We start from the raw sequence: 18,088 nt of genomic DNA on the forward strand, positions 1-18,088 counted from the left end.
TTAGGCACTTGACTGGCGGAGCGGACGGGACTCGAACCCGCGACCCCCGGCGTGACAGGCCGGTATTCTAACCAACTGAACTACCGCTCCACATCAAGTTGCGATGGATAATACTGAGGTGATAAACCCTCGTCAATAATTTTTTTAATCAAATTAACCAATCAGTTAAAAAAACATCAATTCAGCCAAAATTCGTTCAAAACGCAACTTAAGGCTTAGGAGGATTATCACTAATATCTTCAGGCATGGTTAGGTCAATTTCATCTAAGGTTGGGCCAATCTCTTTCGCCCTTTCCTCTTCAAGACGGGCTGCAGTAACCGCCAATGCACGCTTTAGATTCTGACGTTTACGCCAGATCAACAAACCAATCGTACCCAAAATGAGTAAAACTGAATTGATGGTAATGATCCAAAACATGGCATCTTCTTTGGCTTTCTCTTCGGCAATAGCGGCTTTTTTTGCCGCAATCGCTGCAAGTTCCTCAGCCGTTGGCGGCGGCTCGGGTGGCGGAACCAAATTGAAAAATTGTTCTGGCAGTCTCAGTAATATTTCTCGGCCAGTATGGGTCGTTGCCGCAGCAGTGCCCTTAATTCGATAACTGCCGAATTCAGAGACTTGAGGTAATACTAATTGGACTTGATTTTCAGTTAGTACTTGCAGCGGAATACTAAGCTGTAACCCTGCGGGACCAACTAATTCAAATTCAAAATAAGTCTCATCCAAAACCAGTTGAGTTTCATCGATAGACAACTGCAACTGCCAGCGCCCAGTAAGGTGATCTTCTGGCTCAATAACATCTAACTTAACGGGCATCGGCAGTAGTTCAAAGTCGGTTTGAACTTCGCGACTGAAAATATCGTTTTGAGCAACAACTTGAAAGTTGTAGTGTCCCCACGGCTGATTAAGATTAATATCTCCGGTGAAGACACCATCATCTGGCTGCTCATCGAGATCTTCACCATTATCCTTATAACTGCCAACAATTAAGGTTCCTGCGGCAAAATTTTCATCTCCAGGAAGGTGTTTGCTCACAAATCGCGCGGTCCAATTAATGAGGTAATCAAGACCGGGCATACGAATCCGCTGTTCATCCCCCATTAAACGCGCCGTAACCTTGAGGCGTTCGCCCTGATAAAGAGGTTGTGGCATGGGATCAACCATAATCTCCAGCTTAGATATCTTTTCTAACTTTGACCCTGGAACGACTCGACCTAATAACTGCCAAGGACCCGGCATAGGTGTCTTAATGGTAATAATATCGCCGCTCAAACCATCCACCCATTCAACCGTCTCGGGATGACGAGAGGCATGCCATTTACTGCCATCAGGCAAAACGACAATAACGGGCGCACTACCATATTCGCGTTGTACAAACAGCGTCAGTTCATCGACCATATGATCGATACGAAAACGGTTTTTAAGTTCGCTAGCCTGAGAAGATGACACTACCTGAGCATTAACACCCAGCCCTAAAATAGATAGCATCAAGCCAAGGCATACCTGTAATAAGCAGATTTTCATAAAATGACGTTTATCCTCGCCAGATACATTGTCCTGATTTTTCGACTAAATCTAGTCTTTGCTCGTGCATAGTTAATTCATCGGCCGAGGCAGCGATCACTTTAAGTTTTGCGCGATTGACGTCTAATCTTTGGATCCCGCCGCCCTCTTGACCCGGCTTTTCATTGGACAGTTCAAACTTAGTCTGCCCCCCCGTCATGATGAGATAAACGTCAGCTAAGATCTCAGCATCAAGTAACGCGCCGTGCAGATCTCGGCGTGAATTGTCTATTCCATATCGTTTACACAGCGCATCGAGGTTATTTTTTTGCCCTGGGTGCAAAAACTTTGCTATCTCCAGCGAATCCAGTACTTGGCAAATATCTGTAGTTTTCGGTCCTCTAGGCTGAAGCAGAGAAAACTCATGATCCATAAAGCTAACGTCGAAGCTCGCGTTGTGAGCGACTATCTCAGCGCCATCGATAAATTCAATGAATGAAGCGGCGACTTGCGCAAACGTGGGCTTATCGGCGACATATTCGTTAGTGATACCATGAACCGCAATAGCTTCTTCATCAATCGTCTGCATTGGATTGATATATTTGTGGTAATGACGTCCGGTGAGCTTTCGGTTAATCACCTCAACACAACCAATTTCGATGATTCGATGACCAAAGAAGATGGCTCCAGCTCCCTGGTTCATACCTGTTGTTTCTGTATCGAGAATAACTTGGCGCTTTGCGCTAGAGATAATATTCATGTTTACATACACTTTTAATAAAATATTTTGGGTATACTGCCCACATAATTGGCTATGGTAGCAACTTGATGAGCGGACTGAAACAACTGTTAGTATTTACCGATGGATCCTGTCTAGGAAATCCAGGCCCTGGCGGTTATGGCGTGGTAATGAAATATAAAGCCCATGTTAAAGAGCTCGCTGGAGGATTTGCCCTCACCACTAATAATCGTATGGAACTACTCGCCCCTATTATCGCACTTGAGGCATTAAAAGAGCCCTGCAATATTATCCTCACCAGCGACAGCCAATATATGCGTCAAGGGATCACTCAATGGATCCACGGTTGGAAAAAACGCGGTTGGTTGACCGCAAGCAAACAACCGGTAAAGAATGTCGACCTTTGGCAACGTCTCGACAACGCTACTGAGGGGCATCATATTGATTGGCGCTGGGTAAAAGGCCATGCAGGTCATATCGAAAACGAACGCTGCGATAGCTTAGCCAGAGAAGCTGCCGAGGCAAAGCCTACAACAACCGATACAGGCTATGTTGAAACAAAAGCGACGAATCAATAAGGCGGCAATTGCCGCTACGCAATATGATTAACTTAAGGTGCTAGATTTAAAAATCGCTGACTAAACTGATTAAAGGCATCGCAGAGCGGGGTCGGATTTCGGCTTTTATGGCGAATGCGATAAAACTGCCGCGCTAATGTAAGCCCTTGGATCTCAATAATAGCCAGCTCTTTGCGGCTCAGCTCTTTCTCGAGTGTCAGCTCAGATAATACCGCTAAGCCAGCACCCTGCCTTACTGCTTGCTTAATCGCATCTGGAGTCGAAAAACTGAACTTTTCAATCGGCTGGAGATCGAGAGTATTGGCAGCATTAATAAAATATTCCCGCGTACCCGATCCCGCTTCGCGCATTACCCAAGGTAAACCACGCAACTCCTTAGGCTCTATCGTTTGCCCTGCTAACGGGTGTCCTGGATGACAAAATACCAACAATCTATCTTTATGCCAGGCCTCGACTTTAATGCGACTATCGAGGCATTGGCCCTCAATAAAGCCGACTTCAGCGCGAAACTCCAATATCGCATTAATCACCGCTTGGGTATTGTTGATATTGAGATCAACCATAGATGCAGTATGTTGCTGACAAAATGCCACCGTACTCTTTGCCAGTAAATAGTTACCGATAGTAGAACTAGCAGCCACATTTAGGGTACCGCTTAACTGAGCTTCGGGTGACGAAAATAGGTGCTCAATTTGTTCAACCTTATGTAGGGTTTCCGTCGCTAATGGCAGTAGCAGACTGCCCTGACTATTAAGACGCAGACGATTACCAACACGTTCGAATAATCTCGCATCGAGTTGCTTTTCAAGCTCCCCCAGAGCCATCGATGTCGCAGGTGCAGACAGGTTAACTAACTCAGCGGCGCGAGCGACTTGACCACTTCTCGCTACCGCTTCAAAAATGGCTAACTGTTTTAGGGTGATACGCATTAAATGATCTCTTTTTTATTAGCATGAGATCCTAGGTGACCCGTTCGACCCGCTGTCGGAGCAGTAGACCAATTAGGCCTGCGGACACGCTGCTTATCAAGGATAGGCGTAAGCGGTGTATCCAATTTACGAGCAACGATAATATAAAGAGAGCCACAGCCCGGTAGCCAAGCTTGTAATGCATGTTGCCAAATACTCTCATCATAAATATCACTGAGTAGATGATGATAAACTAAACGCTCATCTCCAATGACTTGATAGCCCAATAACCCCAGCCAATCTTTAACCCTTGCAGGTGTAAAAAACCGCCCGCACCATGGGAGTTGTTCTTGATATTTAGGCAGTAGCTTACCGATAAATGCAGGACTGAGAGGGTTGATGCCGATGATAAATAGATAACCACCAGAAATAAGCACTCTGTCGGTTTCTCGCAGTACTCGATAGGGGTCGAGTTCAAAGTCCAACAATAGGCTACACACAGCGGCATCTATCACACCATTTTGCATGGGCAAATTGCGATAACTACCAATAAGACTGGCGCCTCCATGTTCTACCATGGAGAATTCCCGCCCAATCGGCAGGTTTGGCTTTTCCAATGAGGCACTCAAGGGGCCCATACTCAGCAGGTGGTAACCAAAAACTTTAGGCCACCAACAGGCTAATTTATCTTCCACCGCCTCTTGAAGCCAGGCTCCATTTGGCAAGTCTTGCCATTGTTGTGGTTTAATTGCGTTTGTGGACACTCTCCCTCCAGTACTTTGCGAACAAAACCCTTATCGTTGCCGCCAGACTATTAAATCCCTAAAGCCCTATACACGCAATAGCTTTGCTAAGTAAACTAAAGCCGTGATCACTTTTTCATTGGGACCAAAATTATGATATCTGTCTCACCCATAGCGGCGTTTAACGACAACTATATTTGGCTTATCAGCGATACGAGTAATAAACAGCACTATGTCGTCGATCCTGGCGATAGTGAAGTCGTCATTGCCTATCTCAAGCAACATCAAATTGAACTTAGCGGCATATTGATCACCCATCATCATTATGACCATACAGGTGGGATCTCTGGGCTACAAGCTCACGCAGATCATAAACTTCATGTGTATGGTCCCGATGATGAAAATATACAAGGGATCACCCACAGCATTTCGGCTCAAATGGAGAGTATCACACTGCCTCTATTGCCAACGCCTATCAGAATATTCCACCTCCCAGGGCACACCTTAGGTCACATTGCCTACCAAATAGAGAGCCATCTTTTTTGTGGCGATACATTATTCAGCGCAGGATGTGGACGACTGTTTGAAGGCACGCCAAAGCAGATGCTGCACTCCTTAAATAGTTTAAGTGAGCTAGAAGATGACACCCTAGTGTATCCCGCCCATGAGTACACATTAGCCAATCTTAAATTTGCACTCCACATCGAGCCGAATAACAAAACATTGCAACAATACCAGCAAAAGGCGAGGCTATTAAGGGCAGAAGAATTGCCAACATTGCCAACAACGCTGGCGCTAGAAAAGGCCATAAACCCCTTCTTGAGAGCAAACAGCGCAGAGATACAGCAAAACTTATCGACCCATTTTCAACAACCTATTAGCGATGAACAAACCAGTTTCACGCTTCTGAGGCAATGGAAGGACAATTTCAAATAAATCATTTACAATAGCGCGCTAATTAAGTCCCCATTCTCATCTGAGGTTCTGTAAGAGGGACATATTGTAAGGAATATTTTTAGATGCGCTTTTCATTTGTCCTGATGGCTGGAGGCCTCTCCCTGCTTGTCGGCTGCCAATCATTAAACCAGCAAACGACAATCACGCCAGCAACAACTGTTGAACCGCCTATTATCGTTGAACCTATTACGCCGCAAACGGAAATGCCGCAACCTATCGTGGTGACCGATGTATGGCAAAGAATTCGTTTGGGTTTATCATTTCCAGTGCCAGATCAAAAATTGATCAATCAATATCGAGATTGGTACCTTAAACATCCACAGCACTTAGCTCAGGTATCTGAGCGTGCTCAACCTTTTATGTACCTTATCGTCGAGGAGATCGAAAAACGCGGTCTCCCTATTGAATTGGCATTACTGCCTATCGTAGAAAGTGCATTTGATCCCTTTGCCTACTCTCATGGAGCGGCATCTGGCTTATGGCAATTTACCTCTCCAATGGCGAAGCATTTTGGCTTGCAAATGAACTGGTGGTATGACGGTCGGCGAGATGTTCCTGCGGCCACGACAGCGGCGCTCGATATGATGGAATATCTTTATCAAAAAACCCACCAAAACTGGTTATACGCTATTGCAGCCTATAACACGGGCGAAGGTCGAGTATTAAATGCAGTTAAACGTAACGAAAAAGTGGGAAAAGCGACCTATTTTTGGGCACTCGATCTACCGAGGGAAACCGAACGTTATGTACCACAACTATTGGCGTTAGCCGATGTGATCCAGCATGCCGAAGAATATGGTATCGAACTATTTCCGATTAAAAATCAGCCACAACTTAGAGTGGTGAACATTGGCAGTCAGATAGATCTGGCATTGGCAGCAGAGATGGCCGGCATGAAACTCACAGAGCTTCATGCACTTAATCCTGGTTTTAATCAGTGGGCTACGGCACCTGAAGGGCCACATACGCTGGTTTTGCCTATCGATAAAGCAGACGCTTTTGAGGCCATCTTAATCAGCAGTAACGAAGAAGATCGCCTCAAATGGAAACGCTATAAGATCAAGTCGGGTGACAGCCTAGGTATTATCGCCAAACGCTTTCACACGACAACTTCAGCACTTCGTGCCGTTAACGATATAAAAAATAACACCATTATCGCTGGCAGGCACCTTTTGATCCCCATTTCGGCAAAAGATCCTTCTAAGTATCTGCTCTCGGCAGATCAGCGTTTACATAAACGACAAGCCAATGGCAAGGGACGAAAAGTACAATATGTTGTCCAAAGCGGCGATTCATTTTGGAAGATTGCAAAGCAGCATAAAGTCACTGTCGCTAACCTAGCTAAATGGAATGGTATGGCGCCAAGAGATCCATTAAAACTGGGACAAAAATTAGTTATTTGGCAAAAAAGTGATAGCAACTCAGTGACCAGAACCGTTAATTATACGGTTCGAAACGGTGATTCATTAGCTAAAATTGCTAGTAAATTTAAAGTCAGCGTTAGTCAGTTAGTGCAATGGAATGGTTTATCTAAACAAAAATACCTGCAGCCAGGACAGAAGCTGACACTGTATGTTGATGTGATCAAAGCACGAGTCTAACATGGCAAATGTAATCGACTGAAAATCTGAAGCACAGCGTTCGAAGATAGAAACGCAGGTATCAATGTCTGCCAATCATCTCCCCTACGCCATCTGTGACACCCCTTTGTTGTGTCACTATTAAAAGAAAAGCGATGCTGTGCATCGCTTTTCTATATTTCATCTCTTAATGACAATCATGACCCCGAAAGCGTGTTAACTAAAAACCGCCTAACTTTTTAAGCAGTTGATCCTTTAATTTATCTTTCGCTTTATCGGTTTCCTGTTTTAATTTTGCATCAAATAACGCGGCAGTATCTAAAGCAAACTTTGGTTCAGACATGGTACCCGAAATGGCAAAGGGAATTTCAATACCATAAAGAGCATCACGCTCACCACCACCTTGACCCTCTAACGAGCCAACAACCGAAGTCGTCAAGGCGTAATCCAACACTTCAGATAACAGGTTAACATTCCCCTTACCTCCCAAACGGATTAGTGGCGATGCCATTGCCAAATCCGGATTAGTGACAATGCCTTTACTCATAGAGAAGCTGCCTGTAAGGCTGGTAAAGTCAGTCTTCTTTTCACCAGTTGAAGTGGCATTGAGATCGCCCGCCAATTTCGCTTTTGCATCGCGTATCATCTGCGGAATATTCACTCCATAAAGGGCGCCATCGGCAACCTCAAACTGTCCCTTTGCCAGCAAGTTTTTCTTAATATTGTCTGGGATCAGACTTTTGCCTGAGCCTGTAATACTAAACTGCGTAGAACCCGCAAGGAGATCGACTTCAGCCGCATCGGTCAGCAATGGCCGAATTTGAACGCCATTAATACTGGTGTCAAATTGATAGCTAGCCACCTTCTTACGACCATCTAACCGCGCCGATGTGAGCAACTTACCTTGATAAAGCTCAGTTGATAATTTGCTCAGATCTAACACGCCATCTTTAAGTGCTAAATTCATCACCCAATTACTGGTTTTAATATTGTTTGCCGCAATCGACTTAGCCGTTAAATCAAGCTTAAGGTTGACCGCATTTAAACCTGAAAGATCAGGCTCTTGTGGCTGCTCCTTAGACGGCACCTCTACAGATTTACCCTTAGACTCTTCACTTTTTGGCAAAAATTTATCTAAGTTAATATCAGAAAAATTAAGGGACGCCATCACATTAGGAACTTGGCTAGCATAGTTAACATCTATGTTGCCGGTCGCCTTAATATCATCGACAGATAAGCTATCTAGCTGAGCACCAAGTTGCTTAATTTTATTATCGATCTGAACTTGTGTCGTAAGAGATACCGCCATCTTTTTGTTTGGGATCGCCTCCCCTTCTATATTGTTAGTAATAACAAAATTGTTAATAGCTATCTGATCGAGCTCAGTTGACACCTTAAGCTGACCTTTACCTTCGCTGGTGAGTTGCATCTCTGGCAAGATGGCACTGAATTTATAAGAAAATTCGGCTAATTGACCGAGAGAAAATTCTCCTAATCGAAATTCATCTAAAGTGAAGCTTTGGCTCTTGCCCGTCAACTCATCAAACATATTAATCTGCGTATTGGTGATCGCAACGCCACCGATATTTAGACTGCTAAGTTGGATTGAAGATGGTTTTTGGGTTGTCTTAGTCTCAGTATTGGGTTTCGCTGCTTGGCTAGCATCTAAACCATCGAAACTAGAACGTCCATTTTTGTACGTATCTAGGTTAACCGTTAAGCCATCTAAATTGAGCTGTGAAATCTCAACCTCTTTACTAAACAGCGGCAATAATGCGACTTCTGCAACTATGCCTTTAACGCTAACCATGGTTGGGTTTTTAAAGCCATTAGGGTTAGAAAGGGTTATATCGCCAAGTGAAATACCGATAGAAGGGAAAAACGTCCAGCTGAGATCCTGATTGATCTGTAACTCTCGGCCAGTCTGCTTTTTAACAGCATCGACTATTTGAGGTTTAAAGTCATTTGGTTCAAAGATGAGTGTTAGATAGGCAAATAGTAAAATAAACAGCGAAACAACAACAATGAGTGACCATTTAATAAATTTCATAACAGGTTCCATCTGGTAGATTTAGTTAACGTTTCAGATAACTAGCACAGGCTTGAAAAATCTAATTTTGATTCTGATATCGCAATACCATTATCATCGGCATATAAGCTCATGCCAGGTTTAATTATAACGCGGTCAATCTCTATTGGTACATTCACATCACCAATGTTACGTTTATCGGTCTTAATTGGGTTCGCCCCTAATGCTTGTATACCAATAGGCATAGATCTTAACGCTGCAACATCTCTAACATAACCATTAATCACAATTCCGCTCCAACGATTATCGACCGCACTTTGTGCTATCATGTCTCCAAGTAGTGCACGACGTGAAGATCCGCCACCATCAACGACTAACACTTTGCCATCACCAGGCTGACCGAGTAGCTCCTTTACCATAGAGTTATCTTCAAAACATTTAACCGTTACCACTTCTCCCCAAAATATGGTTTGGTTACCGTATTGACGATAATTATGACCTAATAGTGATAACTCTGATGGATAAAGATCAAACAGATCCGGGAGTAAATCAAGCATAATAGCCTCCATGCGGCGATGATATTTTAAGCTACTATAACAAGGCTACTTTAAAATGAAAATTTATGTGTATTTACAATGTTTCTGTTTTAGATTTAAGCAGTAGGCTCTATAATCAACGACACCTCGGTATATACCGCTATGATATCAATTAGTATAAAGATGTGATTGCACAGCGACGATTTAGCACTAAAGTTTAGCGCTTATCAGGCAAGGTCTTTAATAACGCTTGCATTAAAGACATTTACAACATTTGCCCTCCTGAGATGGAGGGGATGTCCTAAGTATGTCGGGAACATGCAAGACCTTGTTGTTAGCAACGAGTGAAAAGCATCGTTGTTCTACGCAAAAACTCGTCTGTTATGCGTATTTTTGGCTGCTACTTCTGCGTTGAATGGCCTCACAAGGGAACAGGCATTCCATCATCCATTCGCCTTGAATGAGTTGCCAAAAAACACGCTGAGTAGTTCACTTTCTTATACTGATTGGTATTATTTACTGTTATACCAAATTGCAGTTCTAACTTTACTAACTGAGATAACATGAAAGAGACTTTTAATTTGCAAGATGCAATTAACGCAATTGACGAATATGGTTATGAAAAGAAACAGACTAGCGGCCTAGAGTTAGCTCGTAATGCAAGTCAAATGAAAACCTACCTTAAATCGTTAAATTACAGCTTAAGAAGATTAACGCTCTTACAGGAGGTTGTTAATGATTTAGTCGATGAAGAACAACATAAAAAACTACAGCAAGAAAAGATTCAAACCTACAAAACTAAAATTATTAATTTATCTCGTGAGTACGGCATCTCTTTTGATGATGTAATCCAGCTCATGCGTGAACAAGAAGTTAACGATAAAAAGTAACCTGCTAACTTCACAGGTTACTTTATATTCCGACTAACGTTTTTATACTTTAAAAGATGATATTAATGTCTCTAAATCTGACGAACCTGTTTTAATTTCACCGCTGGCACTGCCGATTTGCTCACTCTTATGTTGATTTTCTAGAGAGATATCATTAATACGCGTTACATTCATATTTAGCTCGGCTATTACCGCACTCTGCTGCTCTGTTGCGGTCGCTATTTGAATATTCATATCTGATATCTGTCTAATCGATGCCTTAATTACACCAAGCGCATCGACGACTTGAGTCGTTTCTTCTACTGTTTCTAATGATTGTTTTTTAGCGGTTAACACTGAGCTGTTAACGTTTTCTATTGCCTCTCTTATCACATCGATAATGCTGTTAACTTCTTGAATTGAATCTTGAGTACGACTAGCAAGAGTTCGCACTTCATCTGCAACGACGGCAAAACCACGCCCAGCTTCTCCCGCCCTTGCCGCCTCAATAGCCGCATTAAGCGCGAGAAGATTTGTTTGCTCTGCAATTCCAACGATCACATCTAAGATCTGACCTATTTTGCTTGAACTCACCTGCAAACCTTGAGCAACTTGGGACGTTTTCTCTAGTTCTCCAGAGAGCGCTGAAATTTTTGACACTGCGATATCGACAACCTGAGCGGTCCGATCCGCTTCACTATCAGCGTTACCCGCGCTCTCGGCCGCAAGCTGAGCATTAGAAGCCACTTCGGAAGCCACCATCGACATCTCATTTATAGCAGCAGCAACACTTTCTGTTTCGCTTTGCATATTATTGGTGATTGTAGATGCCTCAGCAGAAATAACTGCCAGTCCCTCGGCGAGTTCACCGCTATGACTCACAGAGGTTGAGGCCGACAGAATTAAAGATTGTATCTTTGTAACAAAGGCATTAAAGCTACTGGCAACGATACTCAATTCATCCTTGCCTGACTCGTTTAGTCTCAAGGTTAAATCACCTTCACCACGAGCAATATTTTCAAATGCCGAAATGGTTTGTTGCATTGGAATAGAAATACTACGAGAGATAATCACCAGTAAAAAGATAACCGGTAACCAAACAAGTACTGCGATTAAAAGGTACTCCCCCGTAAAAGCCATTTTTTCATCATTAATATCATCGACGTAAATGCCAGTCCCCACAATCCACCCCCATGGTTCGAAACGCTTAACCACACTCATTTTCGGGCTAGGTTTGGTCGCATTGGGTTTATTCCACATATATTTAATCAGGGCGTATTCGCTGCTTTTCGTCCCTGTCACCATTAACTCAAATAGCTTGACGCCATTTGGATCTTTCATGCCTAACACATTCGTACCGACCAATTTTTTAGCAAAAGCGTGTTGCACCAACACACCATCTCGGTTAATGGTCCAAAAATACTCATTACCTGAATAACGTAACCCATCTAATGCTGCGATTGCGGCGGCCTTTGCATCGGCCTCACTCATTACACCGCGCTTAGCTTGCTCATAATACTGGGCAATCACTCTCTCCCCCGTATCAGCAAGTGACGTCAACTTATCCTGTTTGTCTTGAAGCAGCAGGCCTTCGATACTTAGTAGCGCAAACATAAACATCAAGATGGTCGCGATCACTGCTAAACCAAGCATTAACAGCAAACGACTTGAAATTCTGATCCTACGAAATAGGTTATTTATTGCGGTCATAAGAATAACCTCTGTGATCTATGTATGGTAAATAACTTAATATCACTTAAACGTCGTTCACAGCGGCGCCTTTGTCAAAATTATTTGGTTGTTTCAACTTAAGGTAGAAATAGAAAAAGTTTAAATTTTTCTATTACCTAGTCTACTTTTCCATTCACTAACAGATAAATACAACTACACTAAATATTGATATGAATCATCAGGAGAATGTCCAGCCATGAAGCGCTTAAGTATCGTATTGACAGTCGTTGTTGCTTTGGGGATCTTGGTCATCAATTTATGGCCAGAGAAATCACCCGCTTCGGTTCCACCAACGCCAATACGCATAGCGATGTCAACGACCCCCCTTAGCGCCCCACTCATTATTGCCAAAGAGTTAGCCCTGTTTAAACATCATGACGTTGATGTCGAACTTATTCCTTATCAAGGTGGACACCTCTGCTTTGATGCGATGATTAATGGTGATGCGGATTTGGCCACCAGTTCAGAATCCGTGGTCATGTTCAATAGCTTCAAACGCAATAATTTTCGTTTGTTAGCCAGTTTTGTCGAATCTGATAATGATCTTAAATTGCTCAGTTTTGGAAAACAGAGAAACGCCGATGGACGAGATTTTAACAATAAGCGGATTGGTATGATAAAAAGCTCTGCTAGCGAGTTTTTCACTGACTCACTTCTTATTATTACGGGACAAGAAAATAGTTCATTCGAAAAAGTATATATGTCTCCGCAAGAACTTGCTCCCGCCTTAATTGCTGGTGAAGTCGATTTTATATCAATATGGGAGCCCTATGGATATCATCTCATCAAAGATCAAGGCAGCAGCATTTATCAGTATCCCAGTAAAGGAATTTATAACCTGTCTTTTAATTTGATCAGTACTGATACCAACACTAAGGTACACTTTGAACAGCATGTGAAAATTCTAAAAGCGTTAGCAGAGACCCAACAATTTATTGCAGAGCACCCCAAACAGGCCAAAAAGATCATTAGCGACTACCTTAATATTCCAGATGCTGAGCTCGAATGGGCATGGAACGATTACATTTTTAGGCTATCTTTAAACAATTCATTATTATCAATGCTTCATACACAAGCACGCTGGGCAATCGCTAGCGGCGCAGTATCGTCACCAATGATGCCCGATTTTCGAATATTAATGGACGATTCAGCCCTACTTAAGGCCATGACTAATTAGGATCTAGATGTCGAAATGATGATCACAACTCGATTAAAATCTCTATTGATCCTTAGTTTGTTGCTAACGGCAACGATTTTCGTGGCGTTTATGAGTCTAAAATCAATACAGCAGCAAAGCCTAACAACGTCACATTATATAATCGAGTTGGAAGAATCCATTGATGTACTGCGCAGTAGGCTTTGGATACTCCAAGAGTTTCAAGACCAAGATGCCCTCAATCAAACTCAAATAGCCCTTTTTTCGTTGCAAAAAAAACTGGCCGCTAATAACTCATTTTCTCCCAATGCCAAGTTACTCATGCTCAACTTACGCAGGATAACCAACAACCTCAATGCCCTACTATCACTGGCGAAGGAGAATGTGTCGGCACCCTCGGATCATGGCATTACATCAAAAAACGGCATGCTAACGGTGCGTTTTAATATCTCGATACAAGCCATGAGCGAAGATTTAACTAAACTACAAAGGCTAGAGTTAAAACACTCGGCGGACAAGCAAGCAAATATTTTAATGTGGGTCATTATAATATTGACGGTAGGCTCACTTATTTTACTGCTTATTACGCTATCAACGCTTAAAACATTTAACCAGAGCTTACATCGGCTTACCGCTGGCATCATGCGCTTATCCCAAGGAGACCTGCACAGTAAAATCGCGATTAATGCGACAAATGAACTTGCTATCGTTGCCCATCAGTTCAATACCATGACCAATCGTTTGATGGAAACCACGATTAAGAAAGACTCTTTACAACAAGAGGTTGAGAGACAAACAAAACAACTGCAGATACAAACCGAAAAGCTCAAATATGTTGCCGAACATGATGACTTAACAGGACTCTATTCGCGAAGTGCATTTGAAAGACAAATTGATACCGCGTTAGCCCGTTGTCAACGTACAAATACCCACGCCGCAATGTTATTTATCGACTTAGATAAATTTAAAGAGGTAAACGACAGCTTTGGCCATGACATAGGCGACCGTGTTTTGATCACCATTGCAAATCGCCTACAAAACGCCATTAGAAGCTCTGATATCTGCGGCCGACTCGGTGGTGATGAATTTGTCGTTTGGTTAGAGCCGATCAGCGATATGTTAGAGGTCAATATTGTCATCGAAAAAATTATTCAACACTTATCACCTGTGATCAATTATCAAGACATCAACATCGAGCTAAATGTCAGTATTGGCGTTGCACTGCGACCTAACGACGACATATCTCGGCAGGCGTTGCTCAAAATCGCTGACGAAAACATGTATATGGCCAAAAAAGTGCCCGGTCACAGCTATCAATTTAGCCAGCGATCCACCACAGCATTAAATAACCTTAATCTTGGATAAGCGCCCTATCAGCCGTTTTTCCACCGTAAAATATTAACTCGAAGCAACAACAGCGACGCAAATATCAGGATATAGATGCTCGGCTCTATCACTTCAGACTTTACTGACCAATAAAAGTGAACGGGTGCCAATATGGCAATCACATAAACCCCATTATGTAGCGTCTGCCAGCGCCTTCCCATCTTACGCTTGAGACGGTTAAGCGAAGTAATACTTAACAAAAGCAGTAACAGATAAGCGCAAGCACCGACCATAATGTAGGGGCGTTTAACAATTTCACTCGCTAAAAGTTGCCATTCAAACAATAAGTCTAAACTCAAAAATGCACTAATATGCAATGAAGCATAGGCAAATACATATAACCCAACTAGACGTCGAGTTTGCATTAATGCACCAAGCTTAAATCGTTTAGCTATTGGCGAAATCAATAACACTGCAACTAAAGTATTTAACGCCCCCATCCCTGTGTAGTGAATAATATATTGCACCGGATCGCCACCCGCGTCGCCATTAAGCACGGCACAAACTAGGTAGCCTATTGGCATTAACGCTAACAGATGAAACAGACACTTTAGTGGCAAAAGATGTTTATTTGTTAATGTAAACAAAGACTCTCCAAACTATCACTTAATCTAAAATTAGGTGTTCTAAAAATCACGGACTCTAAAATCACTTTATCTAAAATCAATAGTACCGTGTCAGATCCATCCCTTTATAAAGAGTTGCCACCTGTTCACCATAGCCATTAAAAGCTTGTGTCGGGATACGAGTCGCCGAAAAGATACCGCCTTCGCCAATACGACGCTCGGTCGCTTGAGACCAACGGGGATGGTCGACTTTAGGATTCACATTGGCATAGAAACCATATTCATGACTAGCGAGTTGATTCCAACTCGTTGGTGGTTGTTTATCCATCACCCGAATACGAACAATCGATTTAATACTCTTAAAACCATACTTCCACGGTACGACGAGTCGGATGGGAGCACCGTTTTGAGCAGGCAAACTCTTGCCATATAAACCAACTGCCATGAAAGAAAGTTCATTCATCGCTTCATCCAATCTCAACCCCTCAACGTAAGGATAATGAATCCCGCCCCCCATTAAGCGGCTTTTTTGACCAGGCATCTGTTCCGGGTCAAATAACGTTTCAAATGCCACATGTGTTGCCCCGGCTTTGACGCCCGCTTTTTTTAACAGCGCCGCTAACGGGAAACCCACCCAAGGGATAACCATTGACCACGCTTCGACACAGCGAAGCCGATATATTCGCTCCTCTAATGAGAACAGTTTTGTTAAGTCGTCTAAATCAAGTGTTAAAGGAGTATCGACCAAACCTTCGACTTTTAATACCCAAGGGTCTACTTTAAAATCTTGAGCATTGTCAAAGGGGTCGGTTTTGCTGGTACCAAACTCGTAAAAATTATTATGGGAGATCACTTTTTGTTCTGGCGTTAATATCTCGGTTTGCCCAAAGAAGTGGTTCTGAGTGAAGTTTAGCGGCTTGGTAACAAAAGGCATCTGCTCCTTGGTTTTACCAAAGAGATCAAATAAGCCCGCCTGAACATACCCAGGAATACTCGCACCGATAGCCCCGAGACCAAGAGCTTTAATAATATTACGTCTATCATTAAATACAGCTTCCGGTGTTACATCTGATTGTTTTTCATTCCAACTCGGTTTAGCGATACGAGCAACGTTTTTGTGTTTAGTCACGTAGAAACCTCATGTAAATCTTCACTGTTGCTTATTAGATAGCGTAAACAACAAAAAAATTTCAATTAAAAAATAATTAACGAATAAGAGTTAAGCATTTGCCATTGTGCCTCTTGAACCAGACTCAAGGTCGTGAGAGGCTTACAGCATTCAATACTATGAGCTGTTTGTTATGCCTATCGATATACCACTCTCTTTGCCTGAAATCATCGTGCTTGCTGCCGTCTCACTGTTATCTATTCTCATTGGCGCACTGTTAAATCAGCGTCTCACTCGTCAAAAATGGGAAGCTGTAAAACAGCAGCTTATCGAAGAGCAGCAACAGGCACTGCAAGATTGCCAACAGCAAGTTGACCTAATACAGGCAAAACTGACCGATAAGCAGGATGAAAACCATCTTTTACAACAAAAACTTGAACATCAAATATCCCTACTCGGAATGAGTCAAGCACAAGCCCAAAGAGCGACAGAGCTAGAAGAACAACTCCAACAAGTACAACGAAAACAGATGGAAACGCAGCTGGCACTATCAAAATCCAATGCCATGCAGCAAACATTGACGGTCAAATTTGAAACTGAGCAGAAAGCCTTAGAAGAAAAAGTTGACCACCTAAATCAATCGGAAAGTCGTCTAACTCAACAGTTCGAAAATCTTGCCAACAAGATTTTCGATGCCAAAACCCAGAATCTGCAGGTGCAAAATGAACAGCAGTTATCTCATGTGCTATCGCCTTTTAAACAGCAACTAGAAGGCTTTAGAAAGCAAGTTCAAGAATCTTATACCGTTGAGCAAGCTGAAAGAAGTGCATTTAAACATCAACTGGAATCCCTAAAGGCGCTCAATATACAAATGAGCCAAGACGCGGTCAATTTAACCAAAGCGTTAAAAGGAGATAATAAACAGCAAGGTAATTGGGGAGAAGTGATCCTCGAGCGAGTATTACAAGAAAGTGGACTGAGAGAAGGTCACGAATATGAAACCCAGCAAGACCTTAAAAACGATAGTGGTAAGCGATTCAAGCCCGATGTGATTGTTCATCTCCCAGAAAATAAAGATGTGGTCATCGACGCAAAAATGTCACTTGTCGCCTACGAACGCTACTTTAATAGCGAAGACGACTTAACAAAAACTGCCGCAATAAAGGAACATTGCAACTCTATTCGCGCTCATATTAAAGGTCTCAGCCAAAAAAATTATCAGCAACTACACGGCTTAACAAGCCTAGATTATGTGCTAATGTTTATCCCCTTAGAACCCGCATTTTTACTCGCGCTAGAACATGAACCGAGTCTTATTAATTATGCTTTAGAAAACAATATCATGTTGGTTAGCCCAACTAATTTATTGGTCGCGTTAAGAACCATCAATAACATTTGGCGCTATGAATATCAGAATCAAAATGCACAACGTATTGCCAAACAAGCGGGAAAAATTTACGACAAGTTATGCGGCTACCTAGAAGATATGGAAAAAGTTGGCCGTGCAATCGAATCCTTAGATAAGAGTTATGGTAGCGCTATGGGTAAGCTGGCTACAGGTAAAGGTAATTTGATACGTCAGGCTCATCAGATGCAACAATTGGGCGTGACAACCAGCAAGCAACTAGACAGCCACTTACTGGAAAAAGCACTAGATGAGCATCAAGGCAATCAAAGCGGTGACATAAAACTGAACTAATA

16 protein-coding genes and 1 tRNA gene are annotated in these 18,088 nt (G+C 42.6%); 7 read left to right on the top strand and 10 right to left on the bottom strand.

Annotation, left to right across the window (positions count from 1 at the left end):
• Nucleotides 1-13: 13 nt before the first annotated feature.
• The 3 genes from K0I62_RS10985 to dnaQ all read right to left on the bottom strand — a co-directional run bounded on the left by K0I62_RS10985 (nucleotide 14) and on the right by dnaQ (nucleotide 2,261).
• A tRNA-Asp gene (locus tag K0I62_RS10985) sits at nucleotides 14-90 on the bottom strand.
• 118 nt (nucleotides 91-208) lie between these two features.
• The gene (locus tag K0I62_RS10990; RefSeq protein ID WP_258405147.1) at nucleotides 209-1,486 is read right to left on the bottom strand and encodes a TIGR03503 family protein; all 1,278 of its coding nucleotides are present in this window, start codon (nucleotides 1,484-1,486) and stop codon (nucleotides 209-211) included.
• A gap of 46 nt (nucleotides 1,487-1,532) precedes the next feature.
• Complete coding sequence (gene dnaQ / locus K0I62_RS10995; RefSeq protein WP_220068194.1) at nucleotides 1,533-2,261, bottom strand: DNA polymerase III subunit epsilon; 729 nt, start codon at nucleotides 2,259-2,261, stop codon at nucleotides 1,533-1,535.
• Nucleotides 2,262-2,329: 68 nt separating this feature from the next.
• On the opposite strand from dnaQ, the gene rnhA reads away from it, so the two are divergent.
• The gene (gene rnhA, locus K0I62_RS11000; RefSeq protein ID WP_220068195.1) at nucleotides 2,330-2,818 is read left to right on the top strand and encodes a ribonuclease HI; all 489 of its coding nucleotides are present in this window, start codon (nucleotides 2,330-2,332) and stop codon (nucleotides 2,816-2,818) included.
• A 32-nt stretch (nucleotides 2,819-2,850) separates the two neighbouring features.
• On the opposite strand, the gene K0I62_RS11005 is transcribed toward rnhA, so the two are convergent.
• Nucleotides 2,851-3,747 carry a LysR substrate-binding domain-containing protein gene (locus K0I62_RS11005; RefSeq protein WP_220068196.1) on the bottom strand — a complete coding sequence of 299 codons (897 nt, stop codon included), beginning with the start codon at nucleotides 3,745-3,747 and terminating at the stop codon, nucleotides 2,851-2,853.
• Nucleotides 3,747-4,490, bottom strand: a complete 744-nt coding sequence (locus tag K0I62_RS11010; RefSeq protein WP_220068197.1) for a methyltransferase domain-containing protein — start codon at nucleotides 4,488-4,490, stop codon at nucleotides 3,747-3,749. Before K0I62_RS11010 ends, K0I62_RS11005 begins: the two co-directional genes overlap by 1 nt.
• Before the next feature lie 132 nt (nucleotides 4,491-4,622).
• Here K0I62_RS11010 and gloB point away from each other — a divergent pair, with 132 nt between their 5' ends.
• Entirely contained in the window at nucleotides 4,623-5,405 is a 783-nt protein-coding gene (gene gloB, locus K0I62_RS11015) for a hydroxyacylglutathione hydrolase (protein WP_220068198.1), read from the top strand.
• 83 nt (nucleotides 5,406-5,488) lie between these two features.
• Entirely contained in the window at nucleotides 5,489-7,027 is a 1,539-nt protein-coding gene (locus tag K0I62_RS11020; protein ID WP_220068199.1) for a LysM peptidoglycan-binding domain-containing protein, read from the top strand.
• Between the two features lie 199 nt (nucleotides 7,028-7,226).
• Here the strand turns inward: K0I62_RS11020 and K0I62_RS11025 are convergent, their stop codons facing one another.
• A complete protein-coding gene (locus tag K0I62_RS11025; protein ID WP_220068200.1) occupies nucleotides 7,227-9,056 on the bottom strand; it encodes an AsmA family protein in 1,830 nt (609 codons plus the stop codon).
• A 41-nt stretch (nucleotides 9,057-9,097) separates the two neighbouring features.
• A complete protein-coding gene (locus K0I62_RS11030; protein WP_220068201.1) occupies nucleotides 9,098-9,592 on the bottom strand; it encodes a putative 4-hydroxy-4-methyl-2-oxoglutarate aldolase in 495 nt (164 codons plus the stop codon).
• Nucleotides 9,593-10,134: 542 nt separating this feature from the next.
• On the opposite strand from K0I62_RS11030, the gene K0I62_RS11035 reads away from it, so the two are divergent.
• Nucleotides 10,135-10,461, top strand: coding sequence for a hypothetical protein (locus tag K0I62_RS11035; protein WP_220068202.1), 327 nt, complete (start codon nucleotides 10,135-10,137; stop codon nucleotides 10,459-10,461).
• 42 nt (nucleotides 10,462-10,503) lie between these two features.
• Here the strand turns inward: K0I62_RS11035 and K0I62_RS11040 are convergent, their stop codons facing one another.
• Entirely contained in the window at nucleotides 10,504-12,150 is a 1,647-nt protein-coding gene (locus K0I62_RS11040; RefSeq protein WP_220068203.1) for a methyl-accepting chemotaxis protein, read from the bottom strand.
• Nucleotides 12,151-12,367: 217 nt separating this feature from the next.
• Between K0I62_RS11040 and K0I62_RS11045 the strand changes: the two genes are divergently transcribed.
• Together K0I62_RS11045 and K0I62_RS11050 are read left to right on the top strand one after the other, a co-directional pair.
• On the top strand, nucleotides 12,368-13,348 hold the full coding sequence (locus K0I62_RS11045; protein ID WP_220068204.1) for an ABC transporter substrate-binding protein: 981 nt from the start codon (nucleotides 12,368-12,370) through the stop codon (nucleotides 13,346-13,348).
• A 15-nt stretch (nucleotides 13,349-13,363) separates the two neighbouring features.
• The gene (locus tag K0I62_RS11050) at nucleotides 13,364-14,692 is read left to right on the top strand and encodes a diguanylate cyclase domain-containing protein (protein ID WP_220068205.1); all 1,329 of its coding nucleotides are present in this window, start codon (nucleotides 13,364-13,366) and stop codon (nucleotides 14,690-14,692) included.
• An 8-nt stretch (nucleotides 14,693-14,700) separates the two neighbouring features.
• Here K0I62_RS11050 and msrQ read toward each other — a convergent pair whose 3' ends face one another.
• Both msrQ and msrP read right to left on the bottom strand, forming a co-directional pair.
• The gene (msrQ, locus tag K0I62_RS11055) at nucleotides 14,701-15,300 is read right to left on the bottom strand and encodes a protein-methionine-sulfoxide reductase heme-binding subunit MsrQ (RefSeq protein ID WP_220068206.1); all 600 of its coding nucleotides are present in this window, start codon (nucleotides 15,298-15,300) and stop codon (nucleotides 14,701-14,703) included.
• A gap of 76 nt (nucleotides 15,301-15,376) precedes the next feature.
• On the bottom strand, nucleotides 15,377-16,408 hold the full coding sequence (gene msrP / locus K0I62_RS11060; protein ID WP_258404985.1) for a protein-methionine-sulfoxide reductase catalytic subunit MsrP: 1,032 nt from the start codon (nucleotides 16,406-16,408) through the stop codon (nucleotides 15,377-15,379).
• Between the two features lie 172 nt (nucleotides 16,409-16,580).
• Here msrP and rmuC point away from each other — a divergent pair, with 172 nt between their 5' ends.
• The gene (rmuC, locus tag K0I62_RS11065) at nucleotides 16,581-18,086 is read left to right on the top strand and encodes a DNA recombination protein RmuC (RefSeq protein WP_220068207.1); all 1,506 of its coding nucleotides are present in this window, start codon (nucleotides 16,581-16,583) and stop codon (nucleotides 18,084-18,086) included.
• Nucleotides 18,087-18,088 lie beyond the last annotated feature (2 nt).

Origin of the sequence: Shewanella psychrotolerans (genome assembly GCF_019457595.1) — a bacterium.
Lineage (GTDB): Bacteria > Pseudomonadota > Gammaproteobacteria > Enterobacterales > Shewanellaceae > Shewanella > Shewanella psychrotolerans.